The sequence below is a fragment of the Halorhodospira sp. M38 genome (assembly GCF_022227985.1).
Lineage (GTDB): Bacteria > Pseudomonadota > Gammaproteobacteria > Nitrococcales > Halorhodospiraceae > Halorhodospira > Halorhodospira halophila_A.
In genome coordinates, this window is sequence record NZ_JAJNQP010000016.1 from 19,284 (window position 1) to 38,949 (window position 19,666).

Consider the following 19,666-nt stretch of genomic DNA (forward strand, 5'->3'; position numbering starts at 1 on the left):
AGCGGTATGCTGTAGGTGATATGGCTACCCATCATAACCAAGTCAAGCCCGACGCCGACAAACCGGCGCTGGAACAGGATCAGCGCGCCTACCTTGAGCGCATCCTGACCGCCTGTGTCTACGACGTCGCCGAGCAGACGCCGCTGGAGGCCGCGCCGATCCTCTCAGCGCGCATGGGCAACCACCTGCTGCTCAAGCGCGAGGATCTCCAGCCGGTCTTCTCCTTCAAGCTGCGCGGCGCCTACAACCGCATCATCCGCCTTTCCGAGGAGGCCCGCCAACGCGGAGTGATCTGCGCTTCGGCGGGCAACCACGCCCAGGGTGTTGCGCTCTCGGCGCGACGGCTCGGCATCGAGGCCACCATCGTCATGCCGCGGACCACACCGCAGATCAAGGTGGACGCGGTGCGCCGCTTCGGCGGCAACGTCGTGCTGCACGGCGACGGCTACGACGCCGCGTCGGGCAAGGCGCAAGAACTGATCGACAGCCACGGCCTGACCTACATCCCACCCTACGACCACCCGGACGTCATCGCCGGCCAGGGCACGGTGGGCATGGAGATCCTCCACCAGCACCCGCGCGACATCCATGCCGTGTTCATCCCGGTCGGTGGCGGCGGACTGGCCGCGGGCATCGCCGTCTACATCAGCCAGCTGCGCCCGGATATCCGCATCGTGGCCGTCGAGCCCGAGGATGCCCCGACCCTGGCCACCAGCCTCGAGCGCGACGAGCGCGTCCGCCTCGATCAAGTGGGGCTGTTCGCGGACGGCGTGGCGGTGCGCCAGATCGGCGAGCATACCTGGCCCATCCTGCGCCGCCACATCGACGAGGTGGTGCTGGTCAGTACCGATGAGATTTGCGCGTCGATCAAGGAGGTCTTCGAGGAGACCCGCTCCATTCTGGAGCCGGCCGGGGCACTCGGTGTGGCTGGCGCCAAGAAATACGCCAGCGCGCACGGCATCCGCAACGAAACCCTGGTGGCGATCAACAGCGGCGCCAACATGAACTTCTCGCGGCTGTCCCACGTAGCCGAGCGCGCCGAGCTGGGCGAGCACCGCGAGGCGGTCCTGGCGGTGACCATCCCCGAGCGCCCCGGCGCCTTTCGCCGCTTCTGCGAGACCATCGGCGAGCGGCCGATCACCGAGTTCAACTACCGCATGGCCGACCCGGAAACCGCCCACGTCTACGCCGGCGTGGCGCTGCAGGACGGCGCCGCCGAGCGCCATGCGCTGGTCGACCGACTGCGCGAGCGGGGCTATCCGGTGCTCGACCTGACCCAGGATGAGATGGCCAAGGTCCACGTCCGCCACATGGTCGGCGGGCGCGGCCACGGCGTCGCCGATGAGGTGGTCTACCGCTTTGAATTCCCGGAGCGCCCCGGCGCGCTGATGCAGTTTCTGGGCAGCCTGGGCGAGCGCTGGAACATCAGCCTGTTCCACTATCGCAATAACGGCGCTGCCTACGGCCGGGTGCTGTGCGGGATCCAGGTGCCGGACGACGCACGCGAGGCGTTCCAGGACTTTCTGCACGAGCTCGAATACAACTTCGTAGAGGAAACGGACAACCCCGCTTACAAGCTGTTCCTCAGCTGAACCCGTACACACGAGGAGATGCCCTATGCACCGATGCACCTGGCTGCCGCTCGGCATCACCCTGGCCGCCCTAACGGCGGGCGGCAGCAGCCACGCCCTCGGGCAACAGCCGCCGGAAAAGGATCCGCAGGCCGAGCCCCGGGGCAGCGCCGTCGTCTTCATGTATCACCGCTTCGGCGAGGACCGCTATCCGTCCACCAGCGTCCGGCTCGAGCAGTTCGAGGCACAGCTCGACTACCTTGAGGAGGAGGACTTCAACGTCTGGCCCGTCGAGTGGGTCATCGACGTGCTCCGCCACGGTGGCGAGCTCCCGGAACGGACGGTATCGATTACCGTCGATGACGCCTACGCCTCCGTGTACGAGGAGGCGTTCCCCCGCCTGAAGGAGCGCGACTGGCCAATGACGGTCTTCGTCGCCACCGACGACGTCGACTCGGGCCGCTCCGCCTATATGGACTGGGAGCAGATGCGCGAGATGCGCGACTCTGGCCTCGTCCGCTTCGCCAATCACTCCTCCAGCCACGACTACCTCGTCCGCCGGGATGACGAGGAGGACGACGAGGCGTGGCGGGCGCGCATGCGCGAGGACGTCGACAACGCCCAGCAGCGCCTGCAGGAGGAACTCGGCGAGGACGTGAACACCGACCCGAAGCTCTACGCCTACCCCTTCGGCGAGTACAACCCGGAACTGGCCGACCTGCTTCGTGACAAGGGGTACACCGCTTTCGGACAGCATTCCGGGGCCATCGGAACACTCAGCGACAAGCGTGCCCTGCCGCGCTTCGCGGTCAACGAACAGTTCGGCGACATGGAGGACTTCGAACTGCGTGCCAACAGCCTGCCGCTGCCCGTCGAGTCGATGGAACCCTTCGACCCGCTCCTCGACGCGGACAACAACCCGCCGCGCATGGAGATCCAGCTGGCCGAGGACCACGACGTCGGCGCCGGCCGCCTGAACTGCTTCGCCAGTGGCCAGGGGGCGATGGAGGTGGAATGGCTGGACGACGAGCAGACCCGCTTCGCCGTGCAGGCCGAGGAGCCCTTCGGCAAGGGTCGCGCCCGCTACAACTGCACCGCGCCGCACCGCGACGGCAGCGGGCGCTTCTTCTGGTTCAGCAAGCAGTGGCTCAACCCCTGACCCGGGGCGGCGGAGGCGATCACTCGCCGGCCGCCTCCGCCTCGTCCGGCCCCCCGGCTTCGGCCAGCTGCGTCGGCTCGTGCTCGACCTCGTCGAGACGCAGGCCGTTGATCCGTGCGAGTTCGTTGAAACGGATCATCGAGCGCACCTCTTCAACGTAGGCCTGGCCGCGTTCCGAGTAGGCCGTCAATCCGGCGCTCAGTGCCTCCCCGTCGAGCTCCCGCGCCTCATCCCGCATCTCGGCGCGCAGATCACGCAGATCGTCGTAGGCGTGCCCGACATTGAGGGTGAAGTAGTAGGAGCGCACGGAGCGCTGCAGGGACGGGAAAACCCGGATGCGGTGGCTCTCACCTTCGCCGCGACGCTCGGGGACCAGACCCTCCTCCTGCGTCCAGGTCCACTCGCCGAAGAGGTTGTTGGCCTGCCGGGTGAAGCGCGAGGTTCCCCAGCCGCTCTCGTTGGCGGCCTGGGCCAGAGCCATATCCGGCGGGATCTCGTCGAGCCGGTGGAGCAACACCTCAATGGCATCGTCGTCGTCGAGATCGACCCGGTAGTGCTCGGCCAGGGCCTCCAGGCGCTCGCCGGCGGCACCGTCGAGCTCGTCGCGACGGGCCCCGGCCTCGACCACGAACGCGCGGGCCTCGCGCAGACGGGCATTTTCTGCCAGTACGATGGGCGTCAGGATACGGAAGAAGACCTCCTTGCGGGTCTGCACGTCCACCTCGTCGAGGTCCTCGGGGAAGCTACCCGCAGTCACCGCCGGAACCACTTCGTCGGGAGGCCACTGCTCGCCGCCGTGCTCGCGCAGACGCTCAAGCAGAACCTCACTGCTGTCGGCTTCGATGAAGGTCAGCTCGGGGACCCGAAACGGCTCCGGATCCACGACCTCCGGCGGTGGCTGCCCGTCGACCCGCTCCTCAAACGACTGGTAACCCCAGTAAGCCACCGGCGCGGCGAAAAACACCGCCAGGATCGCGCTGATGACCACCCAGCGCCCCATGCGCCAGTCTCTGGTGCCGGATTCGTTCATGATCGCGTCGGCTCCCTTTTGTGGGCTGATGCCGGCGCTGCCATGGCGCCGGCCCGTGGAGAGGGGATCGGCCGCGTCGACGGGAAGATGAGCCCACCGACCGCGGACGCCGGCGACGCACCCGGGTTGGAAAGGCCCCGCTCAGTCGTCGGCCAGGCGGAGGATGGCCGTCCACTGCGCCTCGGTGACCGGGACAATGGACAGACGATTGCCCCGCCGGATCAACGGGAACCCCTCAAGCTCGGGGCACTCCCGCAGCTCCTGAAGGGTGACCCGGCGGGACAGGCGCTCGCGAAAGCGGACATCGACGCAGAACCAGCGGGGCGCCTCCGGGGTGCTTTTCGGGTCGTAGTGGGGGTCGTCAGGATCGAAAGCCGTAGGATCCGGGTAAGGGTCGCTGACCACCTCCATCAACCCGACCACCCCCGGCGGACGGGTGTTGGAGTGGTAGAAGAAGGCCACATCACCCGGACGCATGTGATCACGGATCATGTTGCGCACCTGATAATTGCGCACCCCATCCCAACGATCAGTCCCCTGCGGGGCCGCAGCGAGATCCTCGATGCCGAACACGTCGGGCTCGGACTTCATCAACCAGCGGTTCATGCCGCCTCCTGCCGGATCGTGCGTACCGGCAGACTGACATAGCCACGCTCGGTGATCACCCCGTCAAGGGGCAGGTCCCAGGCTTCGCCGGGCAGCTCCGCCACCTGCTGCGTGCTGAACGCCAGGCCAACGATCCGCGGAGGGTGCCAGGGGTAGCGGCGCATTCGGGCGAAGGTGGCGTCGTAGAATCCGCCGCCCATACCGAGCCGCCGCCCGGCGGGATCAAAGGCAACCAGCGGAGCCAGCACCAGATCCAGCCCCCGCACCGGCACCTCGTCCGCCAGCGCGGGCGGCGGCTCGGGGACTCCGTACCGATTGGGGCGCAGCGGAGTGCCCGGGACCCAGCGCCGGAAGGCCATGCGGCGACCGTGCCGACGCAACGCCGGCAGGTAGACAGCCCTCCCGCGCTGGTGCAGTGCCGTGAGGATCGCCCCGGTAGGCGCCTCGCCGTCGGCGTCGAGGTATCCGGCTACGCGATGCAGGCCCCGGGTCACGACCAGCCTGAGCACCTCGTCGCGCAAGCGGAGTCCGGCACGACGACGGTCGCTGGCAGGGATCCGGCGACGGTGCTCGCGCAAGCGACGGCGGATGTCGCGCTTGGCAGCCAAGGCGGCACTCCTCGACACAAGGGGGAAGGAGGTATGCGCGGCAAGGGAAAAAGGACACCCCCCGCGTATGCCGTACAGGCCTGCCCTTGAACCCTTCGGTTCAGGTAGGGACGGGGGGAGCTGCCTTAGGCTTTCCGCTCGAAGCGGACATGCACACCGGTCAACCCACGCCCGGTCCCTTGGGCATTGCTCTGAGGCTCAAGATAACTCGGCCTGAGATCGAACACCGCAGGGGATGCCGTGACTCCATGATCACCCACGGCAGGGTTTCGTGCAAGCAATCTCAGGAGCCACCGTCGACAGCCTCCGAAATGCGCGCGTCCAGCCGGGCCAGGCGCTGGCGTACGTCTGCCAGCTGCTCGTTCTCGGCCTGGACGCTGAGCAGTTCGTAGGCGATGTTCAGCGCCGCCACCACGGCAACCCGATCCGTGCCGACCACATTGCCGCTCTTGCGGATCTCGCGCATCTTGCGATCCACATAGTCCGCGGACTGCAACAGCTCGTTTTTGGCGTCCTCGGGACACGCCACGGTGAAGTCCTGATCGAGGATGCGTACCTTGACCGCTTCGGTCATGCGCTACTGCTCCATCGCCTTGAGCCGGCTGATCATCGACTCGATCTGGGACCGGGCGAGTTCGTTCTTCTCCTGAAGCGCGGCCCGATCCGCCTGGAGCTGCTCCTGCGCCTGGCGAAGCAGGCGGTTTTCTTCGCGCAGGCGCTCGTGCTGGCGCAGCAGCTGCTCGATGCGCTGCTCCAGACGCACCAGCTCTTCGACCGAGTAATCAGACACTTGGAGTCACCTCCCCTGATCGCCGACTATAGTGCGCCGGTCGGGCACGGTCAATCGGCAGCGCCGCTGTTAAGATGGGACCATCCCGGTTCCACGACAGATGAGGGTGGACGAGCCATGGCTTCCGGACAACGTTATCAGGGGGTCGCCGAGGTCCTCGAGGCGGTCGGTACGCCGGTGGGTGCAGCCGAAGCCCACGGGATGCTGGCCGGTATGCTCAGCGGCACCGGCGAGGCCGGGCAGGCGCACTGGATCGCCGAGGTGCTGGCGGATACCGAACCGCGCGGCGAGTCGGCCCGCGCCTGCCTAGAGACCCTGACGCTGCTCTACGACGAAACCGCCACCGAACTCGCTGACGACGCCATGGGCTTTGCGCCGCTGCTGCCGCCCGAGGACGAGCCGCTGAACGAGCGGGTCCGCGCCCTGGCCGCCTGGAGCAGCGGGTTCCTGTTCGGGATTGGGCGCACCGAGCCCGGCCAGGACACCGAACTGCCCGCCGAGGTCCGCGAGTTCCTCAGCGACCTGGCCGAGATCGCCCGGGTTGCCGCCGAGCCAGCCGACGACGAGGATGATGAGGCGTCCTACACGGAGCTGCTCGAGTACATCCGCGTCGGCGTCCTGCTCTGCCGCGAGCACATGGGGCACCCGAGCATCGAGGCGCAGAACTCATGAGCGAGGCCATCGACTTCCGGCAGCTCGCCCGCGAGCAGCGGGAGACCCTGGCACGGCGCATGGGCGAGGCCGCGGTGGCGGTGATCCCGGCGGCACGGGAGCAGCCGCGCAATCGCGACGTGGATCATCCGTTCCGCCAGGACAGCGATTTCCGCTACCTCACCGCCTTCCCGGAGCCGGACGCCGTAGCGGTCATCGCCCCGGGCCGGCCCGAAGGCGAGTACATCCTGTTCGTCCGCGAGCGGGATCCCGACGCGGAGCGCTGGGCCGGGGCACGCACCGGTCCCGAGGCGGCCTGTGCGGCCTACGGCGCTGACCAGGCTTGGCCGCTGAGCGAGCTTGATCAACGCCTGCCCGATCTGCTCGTCGGCCGGGAGCGGCTCATCGGTCCGCTGGGGCGCGACGAACACTGGGATCGCAGGCTGCTGCAATGGCTGCAGGCCGGCCGCGAACGCGCCCGTGGCCTAAGCGTGGCGCCGAGCAGCTTCGAACTGCTCGATCACAACATCCACGAGCAGCGCCTGATCAAGCGCCCGGCTGAACTGGAGGCCATGCGCAGGGCCGCCGGCATCTCGGTGGCCGCCCACCGGCGCGCCATGCAGGTGGTGCAGCCGGACATGCCCGAGTACACCCTGGCTGCCGAACTGCTCGGCATCTTCCATCGCCACGGCGGCGAGGCGGCCTACCCGAGCATTGTCGCTGGGGGCGCCAACGCCTGCGTGCTCCACTACATCACCCTGCGCGACCGGTTGCGCGAGGGCGATCTGGTGCTCATCGACGCCGGCGCCGAGGTGGACGGCTACGCCGCGGACATCACCCGCACCTTCCCGGTCAGCGGCTCCTTCAGCGCCGAACAGCGGGCCGTCTACGACGTGGTCCTCGCCGCCCAGGAGGCAGCTATCGAGCAGGTGCGCAGCGGCAACGACTTCGACGCCTTCCACCGCACCGCCACGCGCATCCTCACCCAGGGCATGGTGGATCTTGGCTGGCTTGAAGGCGAAGTCGACGGCCTGATCGAGCAGGGCGCCCACCGGCGCTTCTTCCCGCACCGCACCGGGCACTGGCTGGGACTGGACGTGCACGACGTCGGCAGCTATGCAGTAGAGGGAGCGTGGCGCGTCCTCCATCCCGGCATGGTGGTGACCGTCGAGCCGGGGCTCTATTGCCCACCGGGCAGCGAGGGGGTGGACCGTCGCTGGCACGGGATCGGCGTGCGTATCGAGGACGACGTGGTTGTCGAACGGGAGACTCCGCGCGTGCTCACCAGCGGCGTCCCGAAAACGCCCGAGGCCATCGAGGATCTGATGGGCGCCGTGCGCGGCGCGGGCTACGAGGAAAGTGGAGATTTCGACTGACGTTGGAGACCGAGCCCTACGACATCATCATCGCCGGCGGCGGCCTGGTCGGCGGCGCCCTGGCCTGCGGGCTGGCCCAGGCCGGGCTGCGCGTGGCGGTGATCGAGCCGGTCCCAGCGGATCATGGTGCACAGCCAAGTTTCGATGAACGCCATACGGCCCTCGCCCCCTCCAGCCGCTACATCCTCGACGCCTGGGGGCTGTGGCAACCAGTGCGGTCGGTGCTCACCCCGATCCGACACATCCACGTATCGGAGCAGGGCGGCTGGGGCTTCGTCCACTTCGACGCCGGGCAAGAGGGGGTGGATGCGCTTGGCTGGCTGCTCGCCAACCGGCAGATGGGCACCGTCCTCGGCGAGCGTCTGGAAACCGACGAGCGCATCACCCTGATCAGTCCCGCTCAGGTGCAGGCCGTGGAACAGGGCAGCGATCGCGTCCGGGTGACCTCGGCCGGGACCGACGGCGAGCAACGGCTCAGCGCGCGCCTGCTCGTCGCCGCGGACGGAGCCGGTTCCCAGACCCGCAAGCTGGCCGGACTTTCGGTGCGCAGCCGTGACTACCGCCAGAGCGCGGTGATCACCACCGTGACGCCGGCTCGACACCACCAGGGTTGGGCCTTCGAGCGCTTCACCCGAGCCGGCCCCCTGGCGCTGCTGCCCATCGCCGAGGGGCGCTGCGCCATCGTCTGGTCCGTGCCGCCGGAACGCGCCGAGGCCTACCGCGACGGCGACGATGCGCGGTTCCTGGCCGCCCTCCAGCAGGCCTTCGGCTACCGCCTGGGCCCCTTCCGCAGCTGCGGTCACCGCCTCACCTACCCGCTGGTGGAACGCTACACCCCGACCCCGTATACCGGCCGGGTGCTGCTGCTTGGCAATGCGGCGCATACCCTGCACCCGGTCGCCGGACAGGGCCTCAACCTCGCTCTGCGCGACGCGGCGACGCTGGTCGAGCTCATCGGCGACAGCCGCGCCGGCGGCGGCGACCCCGGCGCCGAACCGCTGCTCCGGGCCTACGTCCGGCGACGCTCCGAGGATCTCCTGCGCACGCGGGCCTTTACCAACACCCTGGTGAGCGGCTTCGGGTCAGCCCACCCGCTGCTGCGGCTGGCGCGCAGTGCCGGACTGGCCGCCCTGCAGCGCTGCCCCCCCATGCGGCGCACCCTGCTGCGCACCGGCGCCGGGCGGATCGGCCCGTTGCCGGTCGCCGCCTGCCGACCACCGGAGGCCACCGGGGAGGACTCGTCGTGAAGGAAGCGGACGTCATTATCCAGGGCGCCGGCGCGTCGGCGCTGGCGACCGCCGTCGGACTCGCTCGAGGCGGCCTGGCGGTCACCCTGCTGGATGCCGCAGAGGTTTGTGCGGCCCCGGCACCGGGGAGCGAGCCCCGGCACTCGGTGATCGACATCGTATCCGAGCGGGTCCTGCGCCATCTCGGTGGCTGGCCCTTCATCACCCGGGACCGCACCTACCCGATCGAGGCGCTGGAACTGGAGGACTGCAACGCCGCGGCTCACCTGACCCTCAGCGCCTGTGAAGTCGGCGAGACGCGCCTCGGGCACGTGGTTGAACGGGGCGTGATTGACCGCGCCCTGCGCGAGCTCTTCGACGCCCTACCGCAGACGCGCCGCCTAGCCACGGGCCCTGTCCGCGACATCGCCGCCGACCGGCAGCGGCTGACCATTCACCTCGAGGACGGGCAGGCGCTGACCGCCAGGCTGCTGGTGGCCGCCGACGGCGACAACTCCCCCCTGCGCCGGCTGGCGGGTATCCGCTGGCGCCGCGCCGGTTACGGCCAGGACGCCGTGATCGCCCGGATCCGCACCGAGCGCCCCCCGGGGCACACCGTCCGCCAGCGCTTCTGCGGCGACGAGCCGTTGACCCTGCTGCCCCTCGACGAGCACGAGTCAGCCCTGCTCTGGCCGGTCCCCCGGTCGCGCGCTCGGCGGCTACTGGAGGCAGACAGCAGCTCGTTTCACCATCAGGTGGAGATCGCCAGCGGCGCCGTGCTCGGCGGCATCGAGGCGTCATCCGCCCGCCAGGCACAACGGCTGATCCGCGGGCGTGCGGAGCGCTACATCGGACCGCGACTGGCGCTGGTCGGCAATGCGGCCCACACGGTGCACCCGCTGGCCGCGCAGGCAGTGAACCTCAGCCTGCTGGATGCCGCCACGCTGATCGAGTGCGTCCTGGAGGCCCACTCGGCCGGGCGCGATCCGGGCGGCATCGGCCCGCTGCGTCGCTACGAGCGGCGTCGCCGGGGCAGCAACGCGCGCATGCAGAACGGTCTGGACATCACCCAGTGGCTTTTCGGCGCGCAGGCAGCGCCGTTGCCCCTGCTGCGAGGCACGGGGCTACGCATCGCGGCCCGCTTGCCGCCCCTGCGACAGGCGCTGATGACCGGTCTGATGGGCCTCCACGGCGACCTCCCGGAGCTCGCCCGCGGACCTGGCGTGTAACGAATTCCGGTCCAGGGTGACAAGACGCTTGCCAGCCAGAAACAAGAATCATTATCATCGATCGCTGTCATGGACCAAACACAGGGAGAACCCATGTTCCGTCGAATCCCCGTCGTGACCGCGCTGGTCGCAGGAGCCGTCTTGGTAACCGGGTGCGACACCGGTGACGATGAGCTGACCGTCTATTCGGCGCGCCAGGATCACCTGATCAGCCCCATTCTCGAGCGTTTCACCGAAGAGACCGGGATCTCCGTGCGCTTCGTCACCGATGACGCCGGCCCGCTGATGGAGCGGCTCAAGGCCGAGGGCGAGCGCACCCCAGCGGACGTGCTGCTCACCGTGGATGCCGGCAACCTGCACCAGGCCACCGAGAACGACCTGCTCGCCGGCCTCGACTCGGCGCAGCTGCGCGAGCGCATCCCTGAGCACCTGCGCGATCCGGAGGATCGCTGGTTCGGTCTGTCCGTGCGCGCACGCACCATCATGTACAGCCCCGAGCGGGTCGATCCCGAAGAACTCGACACCTACGCCGGCCTGGCCGACGACCAGTGGGAGGGACGGCTGTGCCTGCGGACCTCGCAGCAAGTCTACAACCAGTCTCTGGTGGCCATGATGCTTCACCACGAGGGCGAGGAGGAGACAGCCCGCATCGTCGAGGGCTGGGTCGACAACCTGGCCACCTCACCCTTCTCCAACGACACCTCGGTCCTCGAGGCCATCGAGGCCGGCCAGTGCGACGTGGGCATCACCAACACCTACTACCTCGGGCGCATCCTGCGCGATGACCCGGACTTCCCGGTCGAGGTCTTCTGGCCCGATCAGGATGGCCACGGCGTCCACGTCAACGTGTCCGGGGCCGGCGTAACCCGGCACGCCTCCAACCCCGAGAAGGCCCAAAAGCTGCTCGAGTGGCTGGCCAGCGATGACGCCCAGGAGCAGTTCGCCGCCATTAACCTTGAGTATCCCGCGGTGGAGGGCGTCGAACTCGATCCCATCGTCGCCGGGTGGGGCGAGTTCAAGCCCGATACCATCAACGTCAGCGAAGCCGGCCGGCTCCAGCGCCAGGCCACCATGCTGATGGATCGGGCCGGGTACCGGTAAGCGACGTGGTCTCGCTCACGAGCGCGGCGCGCAGCCCCAGGCTGCGCCGACTCTGGCAGCGCATCGGCCCCTGGCGTGTCTTCGCAGTCATCGCCGGGGGCCTGCTGTTCACGCCCATCCTGGTGACCCTGTTCTCGTGGCTGAACCCGGATCACGAGGTCTGGCGCCACCTGGCCGACACGCTGCTGCCCGAGATCCTGCGCAACACCGCCATCCTCATCTTTGGCGTCGGCAGCGCCGTAATGGTCCTGGGCGTGGGCCTGGCGTGGCTGACGGCGGTCTGCGAATTCCCCGGGCGCCGCTTCTTCGACTGGGCCCTGATGCTGCCGCTGGCGGTTCCGGCCTACGTGCTGGCCTTCGTATTCATCGGCTTCTTCGAGTACGCCGGCCCGCTGCAGACCGGACTGCGGGAGCTCATCGGCCCCGGTTTCGAACTACCCTCGGTGCGCTCGGCACCGGGGGTGGTGCTGGTCATGGCGCTGGTCTTCTATCCTTACGTCTACATGCTCACCCGGACGGCGTTCCTCGCCCAGGGCCGAGGCCCCCTGGAGGCCGCCCGCATCCAGGGGCTGTCACCGTGGGCGGCGTTCTTCCGGGTGGCCGTCCCCATGGCCCGGCCGGCCATCGCCGCGGGCACGGCCCTGGCCCTGATGGAGACGCTGGCCGATTTCGGCGCTGTAGCCATCTTCAACTTCGAGACGTTCACCACGGCCATCTACCGTGCCTGGTTCGGCTTCTTCAGCATCAACGCCGCCGCGCAGCTGGCGGCCATCCTGCTGCTGATCATCCTCGCCGGGCTGTGGGTCGAACGCCGGGCCCGCGGCCGGGCTCGCTTCTCCCAGGGCGGCACCCAGCACCTGGAGCGCATCCAGCTGCGGGGTTGGCGCCGCTGGGCGGCCACAGCGGCGGCCGGCACCGTGCTGGCGCTGGGCTTTGTCTTACCCATGATCCAGCTGCTGATCTGGGCCTCCCGGCGCCTCGAGGATCTGGACAGCACCTACTGGTCGCTGATCCAGAACACCCTCACCCTCGGCGCCAGCGCCGCAGTGCTCACCGTGCTGATCGCACTGCTGCTGGCCTATGCGCGCCGCGTGCAGCCGGACCGGCTGACCCAGCGCGCGGTCACCGCCGCGACCCTGGGCTACGCGCTACCCGGCGCAGTGCTGGCCGTCGGCATCATGCTGGCGCTGACCTGGCTCGATCACCTGGTAGCCAGCCTGGTCGGCCCCTGGGGCGGACTGGGCACCACCTTCCTTGCGGGAAGCATCTTTGCCCTGATCCTCGCCTACGTAGTGCGCTTCATGGCAGTCGCCTACGGCGCCGTGGACAGCAGCCTCGAGCGGGTCCGTCCCGTCTTGCGCGATGCGGCGCGAAGCCTGGGCGCCGGCGACCGCGAGGTGATCCGCCGGATCTACGTGCCCATGCTCGCCCCGGGGCTACTCACCGCACTGCTGCTCGTCGGCGTCGACGTGATGAAGGAGATGCCCGCCACCCTGCTGCTGCGACCCTTCGGCTGGGATACCCTGGCGGTGCGCATCTACGAGTTCACCACCGAGGGCGTGTGGGAGCGGGCGGCGGTGCCGGCGATTACCTTGGTCGGCGTCGGGCTGCTGCCGGTGATCCTGCTCGTACGGGGCACGATCCGCGGTCGCTAGGGCCCAGCACCCGGCGCCTCAGGGCCCCTCGTTTGGGTTTATCGGACTTTGTGCGTATAGTATTTCGCCACCCTAGCGACCGATTCCAGAGATGCCGCAAAGAACTCCGCTCTACGATAGACACGTGGGCGCCGGCGCCCGCGTGGTCGATTTCGCCGGCTGGGAGATGCCGCTTCACTACGGCTCTCAGCTGGCCGAACACCAGGCCGTGCGCAGCGACGTCGGCCTGTTCGACGTCTCCCATATGGCCGTCACCGACCTCTCCGGCCCGGCTGCCCGTGGCCTGCTGCGCCAACAGCTGGCCAACGATGTCGCCAAGCTGGACGGGCGCCCCGGCCAAGCCCTCTATAGTTGCCTGCTCAACGAGCGCGGCGGTGTCGTCGACGACCTGATCGTCTACCTACGCGACGAGGAGACCTACCGCGTGGTCTCCAACGCCGCCACCCGCGAGAAGGTCCGCCCGCGGCTGCTCGAACAGGCGCAGCAGGCCGGCGTCACCGCCGAGGCCCGGGACGACCTGGCCATGGTCGCGGTCCAGGGGCCGCGGGCGACCTCCCTGCTCGAGCAGCTCTACGGCGACGAGGCTGCCGCAGCGCTGGCCTGTAAACCGTTCCAGGCGGCCACGGTGGGTGAGGTCTTTGCCGGGCGCACCGGTTACACCGGCGAGGACGGCTTCGAGCTGATCCTACCGGCCGACCAGGCCCCCGCTCTGTGGGATCGGCTGACTGAGGCCGGCGCCCAACCTTGCGGGCTCGGCGCCCGCGACAGCCTGCGCCTCGAGGCCGGACTCAACCTCAACGGCAACGAGATGGACGAGGAGACCACGCCGCTGGAGGCCGCGCTCGGGTGGACCGTGGCGTGGGCCCCGGAGGATCGCGACTTCGTCGGCCGTGCGGCACTCGAGGAGCAGCACCGCCAGGGCGTCGCCTGGCGCCTGATCGGCCTGGTGGTCGAGGGTCGCGCCCCGGCCCGCGCGGGCTACGTCGTGCGCACTGACGCTGGCGACGGGGTGATCACCAGCGGCGCCCATTCGCCGACCCTCGGCGGGCCCATCGCACTGGCCCGCATCCCCGCCGACGCCGAGGGCGATTTCCGCGTGGTCATCCGCAACCGCGAGGCCGCCGCGCGGCGTGTCAAACCGCCCTTCGTCCGCCATGGTAAGGTATGCGTCTAGCCCTTCCACGGCTTTCAGACGCGAATTCATCCCCGAATTGCGAGGAACGCATCCCATGAGTCAGGTACCTGAAGACCTCAAGTACACGCGCAACCACGAGTGGGTCCGCGTGGAAGCCGATGGCAGCGTGACGGTGGGGATCACCGAGCACGCCCAGGAGTCGCTGGGCGACCTGGTCTTCGTCGAACCGCCGGAGGCCGGAAGCCAGGTCCAGGCCGAAGAGGCGTGCGCGGTGGTCGAGTCGGTCAAGGCCGCCTCCGACGTCTACGCCCCGATCAGTGGCGAGGTCACCCAGGGCAACGAGGCCCTGGCCGACAACCCCGAGGCCGTGAACACCGACCCTTACGGCGATGGGTGGATCATGCGCATCCAGCCCGCCGACACTAGTGAGATCGACGGTCTTCTGGATGCCGCCGCCTATCAGGAGCTGGTGGCCGACGAGGGTTGAAACCCGTCCGCTAACACGGGACCCGAACGATGCCGTTTGTACCGCATACCGAGCAGGAGATCCGCGAGATGCTCGACGCCATCGGCGTCGAGCGGATCGAGGATCTCTTCGACGAAATCCCCGAATCGCTGCGTAAGGCGTCCATCGATGCCATCCCCGCCGGGATGAACGAGATGGAGGTGACGCAGCTTATGCGTCGCCGGGCCGCGCAGGACGTGCAGCCGGCCTGCTTCGTGGGCGCCGGCGCCTACGATCACCACGTTCCGGCGGCCGTCTGGGAGATCACCACCCGCGGTGAGTTCTACAGCGCTTACACGCCGTATCAGGCCGAGGCGTCGCAGGGCACCCTGCAGCTGCTCTACGAGTTCCAGACCATGATGTCGGAGCTCACCGGGCTGTACGCCTCCAACGCCTCGCTCTACGACGGCGCCACCGCGCTGGCCGAGGCGGTGCTCATGGCCGTGCGGGCCAACCGCAAGGCCAAGAGCAAGCGGGTACTGATGCCGCGCAGCGTGCATCCGTACTACCGGCGCGTGGTCGAGACCATTGTCGCCAACCAGGGGATCGAGCTGGTGGAGGCGCCCCTGGACGACACCGTCGGGCGCATCGATCCCGAGGCACTCGGCCGCTTCGAAGACGAACCCTTCGCCGCGGTGGTGGTCCCGCAGCCGAACTTCTTCGGCGCCCTCGAGGAGGTGGACCGCCTGACCGACTGGGCGCACGGTCTGAACGCCTTGGTCATTGCCGTTTGTAACCCGGTCGCTCTGGCGCTTTTGACCCCACCCGGCGAGTGGGGCAGCGAAGGCGCCGACATCGCCTGTGGCGAGGGGCAGCCGCTGGGCATCCCGCTGGCCTCCGGCGGCCCATACTTCGGCTACATGACCACGCGCAAGCAGCACGTGCGCCAACTGCCCGGCCGGATCGTCGGGCGAACGGTCGACGCCGACGGGCGAACCGGCTATACCTTGACATTGCAGGCCCGGGAGCAGCACATCCGCCGCTCCAAGGCGACGTCCAACATCTGCACCAACCAGGGGCTGATGGTCACCGCGGCCACCGTGCACCTGTCCCTGCTCGGTGCCGAGGGGCTCGCCCGCGTGGCGGCGGTCAGCCACGAGCGCACACGGGAGCTGGTACAGAAGCTGACAGCCATCGATGGAGTCGAGCGGCTCTTCGACGGCCCCTTCTTCCACGAGGTCCCGCTGCGGATCCCCGCGCCTGCCGAGGAGGTCCTGCCGACGCTCGCCCACCGCGGCGTACTCGGTGGCTACGACCTCAGTCAGGAATTCCCGGAGTGGGGTCCGGCGCTGCTCGTCTGCGCCACCGAGACCCGCACCTCCGAGGAGATCGACCGGTTCGCTGCGGCGCTGGCCGATGCCCTGCGCAACACCGGGCAGCGCGCCCGCGCCTGAGCCCCACAACCGCGCATCGTCGCGGAGGAGGTATCGCGCCATGGCCACCGTCACCCTCAAGGGCACCCCGTCCCGCACCTGCGGCGAGCTGCCGGGCACCGGCTCGGCAGCCCCGGATTTCCGGCTGGTTGACAGCGAGCTGCAGGATCACCGACTGGGCGACTTCGCCGGTCGGCGGCTGGTGCTCAACATCGTGCCGAGTCTCGACACCCCGGTGTGCAGCGCCTCGGCCAAGCGTTTCGATGAGCTGGCCCGCAGCCATGCGGAGGTCACCTTCGCCACCGTCTCCGCCGATCTGCCCTTTGCCCAGCAGCGCTTCTGTAGCGCGGAGGGCGTCGGCAACGTGGTGATGCTCTCGGCCATGCGCGATTCGGCCTTCGCCCGCGACTACGGCGTGCGCATCGAGGAGGGCCCCATGGAGGGCCTGTGCGCCCGGGCCGTGGTGATCATCGATGACGGCGGGCAGGTGGTGTACACGCAGCTCGTCCCCGAGATCGCCGAGGAACCCGACTACGACGACGTGCAGCGCGCCCTGTGATTATGACTGAGGAGTCCGAAGCTGTGCTCATCTATGACATCAGCCGTGAGGGCCGGCGTGCCTACGCCCAGGCCCCCAAGGAGGCGCCGGGGGCTGACAGCCTCCCGCGCCGTTTCCGCCGCCAGCGCCAGCCTCAACTGCCGCAGGTCTCGGAGCTGGAGACGGTGCGTCACTACACCCGGCTGTCGCAGAAGAATTTCTCCATCGACACCCATTTTTACCCGCTGGGCTCCTGCACCATGAAGTACAACCCGCGGGGTGCCAACAACCTCGCGATGCTGCCCCAGTTCCTCGAGCGCCATCCGCTGGCGCCCGACGAGACGGGGCAGGGCTTCCTGGCCTGCATCCACGAGCTCCAGCAGGATCTGGCCGTCGTCACCGGCATGCAGGATGTCACGCTGTCGGTGATGGCCGGCGCCCAGGGCGAGTTCGCCGGTGTGGCCATGATTCGCGCCTACCACGACGCACGCGGCGACGACGGGCGCACCGAGATCCTGGTGCCCGATGCGGCCCACGGCACCAATCCGGCCACCGCCACCATGTGCGGCTACAAGGTGCGCGAGATCCCCACCGGTGCCGACGGGGACGTCGACATGGAGGCGTTCAAGGCGGCCGTCGGACCGCAGACCGCCGGGATCATGCTCACCAACCCGTCGACCGTGGGGGTCTTCGAGCGGCGCATCGAGGAGATCGCCACCACCGTCCACGAGGCCGGCGGCCTGCTCTACTACGACGGCGCCAACCTCAACGCCATCCTCGGCAAGGCGCGGCCCGGGGACATGGGCTTTGACGTCATCCACATGAACCTGCACAAGACCTTCTCCACGCCCCACGGCGGCGGCGGGCCGGGTGCCGGCGCGGTCGGTGTCAGCGAGCGCCTGCTCCCTTACCTGCCGATCCCCCGCGTGACCAAGGAGGGCGAGCACTACCGCTGGCTCACCGAGCAGGACTGCCCGAGTTCCATCGGCCGGCTGTGCACCTTCAACGGCAACTCCGGGGTTCTGCTGCGTGCCTACGCCTACGTGCGCATGCTCGGCCGCGAGGGCATGCCCCGGGTGGCCGAGTACTCGACGCTCAACGCCAACTATCTGATGACGCGCCTGCGCGAGGCCGGCTTCACCGTGGCCTACCCGGAGCGCCGGGCCAGCCACGAGTTCATCGTCAGCCTCAAGCACGAGGCCAAGGAGCTCGGCGCCAACGTCATGGACTTCGCCAAGCGCCTGCTCGATCTCGGCTACCATGCGCCGACCACCTACTTCCCCCTGTTGGTGCCCGAGGCGTTGCTCATCGAGCCGACCGAGACCGAGTCCAAGCGCGAGCTCGACGGCTTCGTCGACGCCATGGTGCGCATCCGCGAGGAGGCGCGCGAGAACATCGACATGGTCAAGGGCGCTCCGTACCGCCTGCCCGTGCGCCGGCTCGACGACGTCAAGGCCGCGCGTGAGCTCGATCTGCGCTGGGAAGGCTAACGAACACCCACGACAAGGAGGATTCAATGTCCGCCATTATCAGCGGCTCTGTCGCTTTCGACACCATCATGGTGTTCCACGACCGCTTCCGGAACCACATCCTGCCGGAGCAGGTCCACATCCTGAACGTCTCGTTCCTGGTGCCGCAGCTGCGCCGCGAATACGGCGGCTGCGCCGGCAACATCGCCTACAACCTGAAGATGCTCGGTGAGGAGCCGCTCACCCTGGCCACCGTCGGCGCCGACATCGGCAGCTACGCCGACTGGATGACAAGCCACGGCATCGAGCAGCGCTATATCAGCACGCTCAACGAGCACTACACTGCCCAGGCCTACATCACCACCGACATGGACGACAACCAGATCACGGCGTTCCACCCGGGCGCCATGGGCGACGCCCACAAGGTTGACGTCCCCACCGACGCCGGCGGCAAGGTCGGGGTGGTCGCCCCCAACGGCCCGGAGGGCATGGTCAAGCACGCCCGGCAGTTCGTCGACGCCGGTATCCCGTTCATCTTCGACCCGGGCCAGGCCATGCCGGCGTTCGACGGTGATCAGCTGCGTGAGTTCGTCGAGGGCGCCACCTGGGTGGCGGTCAACGACTACGAGTCGCGCCTGCTCACCGAGAAGACCCACATGGAGCTCGAGGACATCGCGAACAAGGTCGAGGCGCTGATCGTGACCCGCGGCGCCGAGGGCTCCCACATCTACACCAACGGCCAGATCATCCACGTGCCGGCGGCACCGATCAGCCAGGTCGCCGACCCCACGGGTTGCGGCGACGCCTTCCGGGCCGGGCTGCTCTTCGGCCTGCTGCGCGATCTGGACTGGGAGACCACCGGCCGTATCGCCTCGCTGATGGGCGCGATCAAGGTCGAGCAGAGCGGTACGCAGAACCACTCCATCGACGCCGATAGCTTCAAGAGCCGCTACGAGTCGGCCTTCGGCACCCGCCTCGACGTGGCCATCGGCCGCTGAGGCGACCCCTTTCGACGGTATCTGATGGCCCCCGCCAGGCGGCGGGGGCCATCGGTCAACGGTTGCCGGAGCCGTCCCGTGCCCAGCAGCGGACGCTACAGCATTGATCCCGCCACAGGGCTCCTGCACCCGGCCCGCCACTGCCCTTCACCGAATCACGGCCCCCGCCCGCCTGGCTGCGTCGTCGACCTGCTGGTCCTCCACGCCATCAGCCTGCCCCCCGGGGAGTTCGGCGGCGGCTGGATCGACGAGCTGTTCACCAACCAGCTCGACCCGGCGGCTCACCCCACCTTTGAGTCGATCGCCGATCTGCGCGTCTCTGCCCACCTGCTCATCGACCGCCAAGGCAATGTCACGCAGTACGTACCGTTCCACCGCCGCGCGTGGCACGCCGGCCGCTCGTCGTTCCGGGGACGCCCCGAGTGCAACGACTTCTCGGTGGGGATCGAGCTCGAGGGCGACGAGCGCACTCCGTTCACGGAGGCTCAGTACGTGACGCTGCTCCCGGTGGTACAGACGCTGCGGGCCCGCTACCCGGCGATCAAGCCGGATCGCATCGCCGGCCACAGCGATATCGCCCCGGGACGCAAGACGGACCCGGGGCCGGCCTTCGACTGGCAGCGACTGCTCAAGGCGCTCTGAGCGG

The 19,666-nt window shown here is 68.8% G+C and carries 20 protein-coding genes and 1 other RNA gene; 15 read left to right on the plus strand and 6 right to left on the minus strand.

Annotated elements, in window-relative coordinates:
• Positions 1–20 precede the first annotated feature (20 nt).
• Entirely contained in the window at positions 21–1,592 is a 1,572-nt protein-coding gene (ilvA, locus tag LRA98_RS09700; RefSeq protein WP_238633635.1) for a threonine ammonia-lyase, biosynthetic, read from the plus strand.
• Positions 1,593–1,617: 25 nt separating this feature from the next.
• Positions 1,618–2,730 carry a polysaccharide deacetylase family protein gene (locus tag LRA98_RS09705; protein ID WP_238633636.1) on the plus strand — a complete coding sequence of 371 codons (1,113 nt, stop codon included), beginning with the start codon at positions 1,618–1,620 and terminating at the stop codon, positions 2,728–2,730.
• Positions 2,731–2,749: 19 nt separating this feature from the next.
• On the opposite strand, the gene LRA98_RS09710 is transcribed toward LRA98_RS09705, so the two are convergent.
• The 6 genes from LRA98_RS09710 to LRA98_RS09735 form a co-directional block, all read right to left on the minus strand.
• Complete coding sequence (locus LRA98_RS09710) at positions 2,750–3,760, minus strand: glucosaminidase domain-containing protein (RefSeq protein ID WP_238633637.1); 1,011 nt, start codon at positions 3,758–3,760, stop codon at positions 2,750–2,752.
• Between the two features lie 141 nt (positions 3,761–3,901).
• On the minus strand, positions 3,902–4,366 hold the full coding sequence (locus tag LRA98_RS09715) for an EVE domain-containing protein (RefSeq protein WP_238633638.1): 465 nt from the start codon (positions 4,364–4,366) through the stop codon (positions 3,902–3,904).
• Entirely contained in the window at positions 4,363–4,974 is a 612-nt protein-coding gene (locus tag LRA98_RS09720; protein WP_201170114.1) for a 5-formyltetrahydrofolate cyclo-ligase, read from the minus strand. The genes LRA98_RS09715 and LRA98_RS09720 overlap by 4 nt, the downstream gene beginning before the upstream one ends.
• A 54-nt stretch (positions 4,975–5,028) precedes the next feature.
• A non-coding RNA gene (gene ssrS, locus LRA98_RS09725) (6S RNA) lies at positions 5,029–5,212 on the minus strand.
• Between the two features lie 45 nt (positions 5,213–5,257).
• Complete coding sequence (locus LRA98_RS09730; protein WP_201170116.1) at positions 5,258–5,548, minus strand: cell division protein ZapA; 291 nt, start codon at positions 5,546–5,548, stop codon at positions 5,258–5,260.
• A 3-nt stretch (positions 5,549–5,551) separates the two neighbouring features.
• The gene (locus LRA98_RS09735; RefSeq protein ID WP_201170117.1) at positions 5,552–5,764 is read right to left on the minus strand and encodes a TIGR02449 family protein; all 213 of its coding nucleotides are present in this window, start codon (positions 5,762–5,764) and stop codon (positions 5,552–5,554) included.
• A gap of 117 nt (positions 5,765–5,881) precedes the next feature.
• Between LRA98_RS09735 and LRA98_RS09740 the strand changes: the two genes are divergently transcribed.
• From LRA98_RS09740 to ampD, 13 genes are all read left to right on the plus strand, one after another.
• Positions 5,882–6,436 (plus strand): UPF0149 family protein, encoded by a 555-nt coding sequence (locus LRA98_RS09740; protein WP_238633639.1) that lies wholly within the window; start codon positions 5,882–5,884, stop codon positions 6,434–6,436.
• The gene (locus tag LRA98_RS09745; protein ID WP_238633640.1) at positions 6,433–7,791 is read left to right on the plus strand and encodes an aminopeptidase P N-terminal domain-containing protein; all 1,359 of its coding nucleotides are present in this window, start codon (positions 6,433–6,435) and stop codon (positions 7,789–7,791) included. Before LRA98_RS09740 ends, LRA98_RS09745 begins: the two co-directional genes overlap by 4 nt.
• 2 nt (positions 7,792–7,793) lie before the next feature.
• Positions 7,794–9,038 (plus strand): 2-octaprenyl-6-methoxyphenyl hydroxylase, encoded by a 1,245-nt coding sequence (gene ubiH, locus LRA98_RS09750; protein WP_238633641.1) that lies wholly within the window; start codon positions 7,794–7,796, stop codon positions 9,036–9,038.
• Positions 9,035–10,246, plus strand: coding sequence for an FAD-dependent monooxygenase (locus LRA98_RS09755; RefSeq protein ID WP_238633642.1), 1,212 nt, complete (start codon positions 9,035–9,037; stop codon positions 10,244–10,246). The genes ubiH and LRA98_RS09755 overlap by 4 nt, the downstream gene beginning before the upstream one ends.
• A gap of 93 nt (positions 10,247–10,339) precedes the next feature.
• Positions 10,340–11,347 carry a Fe(3+) ABC transporter substrate-binding protein gene (locus LRA98_RS09760; protein ID WP_238633643.1) on the plus strand — a complete coding sequence of 336 codons (1,008 nt, stop codon included), beginning with the start codon at positions 10,340–10,342 and terminating at the stop codon, positions 11,345–11,347.
• A gap of 5 nt (positions 11,348–11,352) precedes the next feature.
• On the plus strand, positions 11,353–13,002 hold the full coding sequence (locus LRA98_RS09765; protein ID WP_201170125.1) for an ABC transporter permease subunit: 1,650 nt from the start codon (positions 11,353–11,355) through the stop codon (positions 13,000–13,002).
• Between the two features lie 91 nt (positions 13,003–13,093).
• Positions 13,094–14,176, plus strand: coding sequence for a glycine cleavage system aminomethyltransferase GcvT (gene gcvT, locus LRA98_RS09770; protein WP_238633644.1), 1,083 nt, complete (start codon positions 13,094–13,096; stop codon positions 14,174–14,176).
• 55 nt (positions 14,177–14,231) lie between these two features.
• Complete coding sequence (gene gcvH / locus LRA98_RS09775) at positions 14,232–14,624, plus strand: glycine cleavage system protein GcvH (RefSeq protein ID WP_201170128.1); 393 nt, start codon at positions 14,232–14,234, stop codon at positions 14,622–14,624.
• 29 nt (positions 14,625–14,653) lie between these two features.
• Entirely contained in the window at positions 14,654–16,036 is a 1,383-nt protein-coding gene (gene gcvPA / locus LRA98_RS09780; RefSeq protein WP_201170129.1) for an aminomethyl-transferring glycine dehydrogenase subunit GcvPA, read from the plus strand.
• Between the two features lie 40 nt (positions 16,037–16,076).
• Positions 16,077–16,574 carry a thiol peroxidase gene (tpx, locus tag LRA98_RS09785; protein WP_238633645.1) on the plus strand — a complete coding sequence of 166 codons (498 nt, stop codon included), beginning with the start codon at positions 16,077–16,079 and terminating at the stop codon, positions 16,572–16,574.
• A 2-nt stretch (positions 16,575–16,576) separates the two neighbouring features.
• Positions 16,577–18,043, plus strand: coding sequence for an aminomethyl-transferring glycine dehydrogenase subunit GcvPB (gene gcvPB / locus LRA98_RS09790; protein ID WP_238633646.1), 1,467 nt, complete (start codon positions 16,577–16,579; stop codon positions 18,041–18,043).
• Positions 18,044–18,069: 26 nt separating this feature from the next.
• Positions 18,070–19,020: a carbohydrate kinase family protein gene (locus tag LRA98_RS09795; protein WP_201170132.1), complete on the plus strand. Its 951-nt coding sequence runs from the start codon at positions 18,070–18,072 to the stop codon at positions 19,018–19,020.
• Positions 19,021–19,098: 78 nt separating this feature from the next.
• Positions 19,099–19,662: a 1,6-anhydro-N-acetylmuramyl-L-alanine amidase AmpD gene (gene ampD, locus LRA98_RS09800; RefSeq protein WP_238633647.1), complete on the plus strand. Its 564-nt coding sequence runs from the start codon at positions 19,099–19,101 to the stop codon at positions 19,660–19,662.
• Positions 19,663–19,666 lie beyond the last annotated feature (4 nt).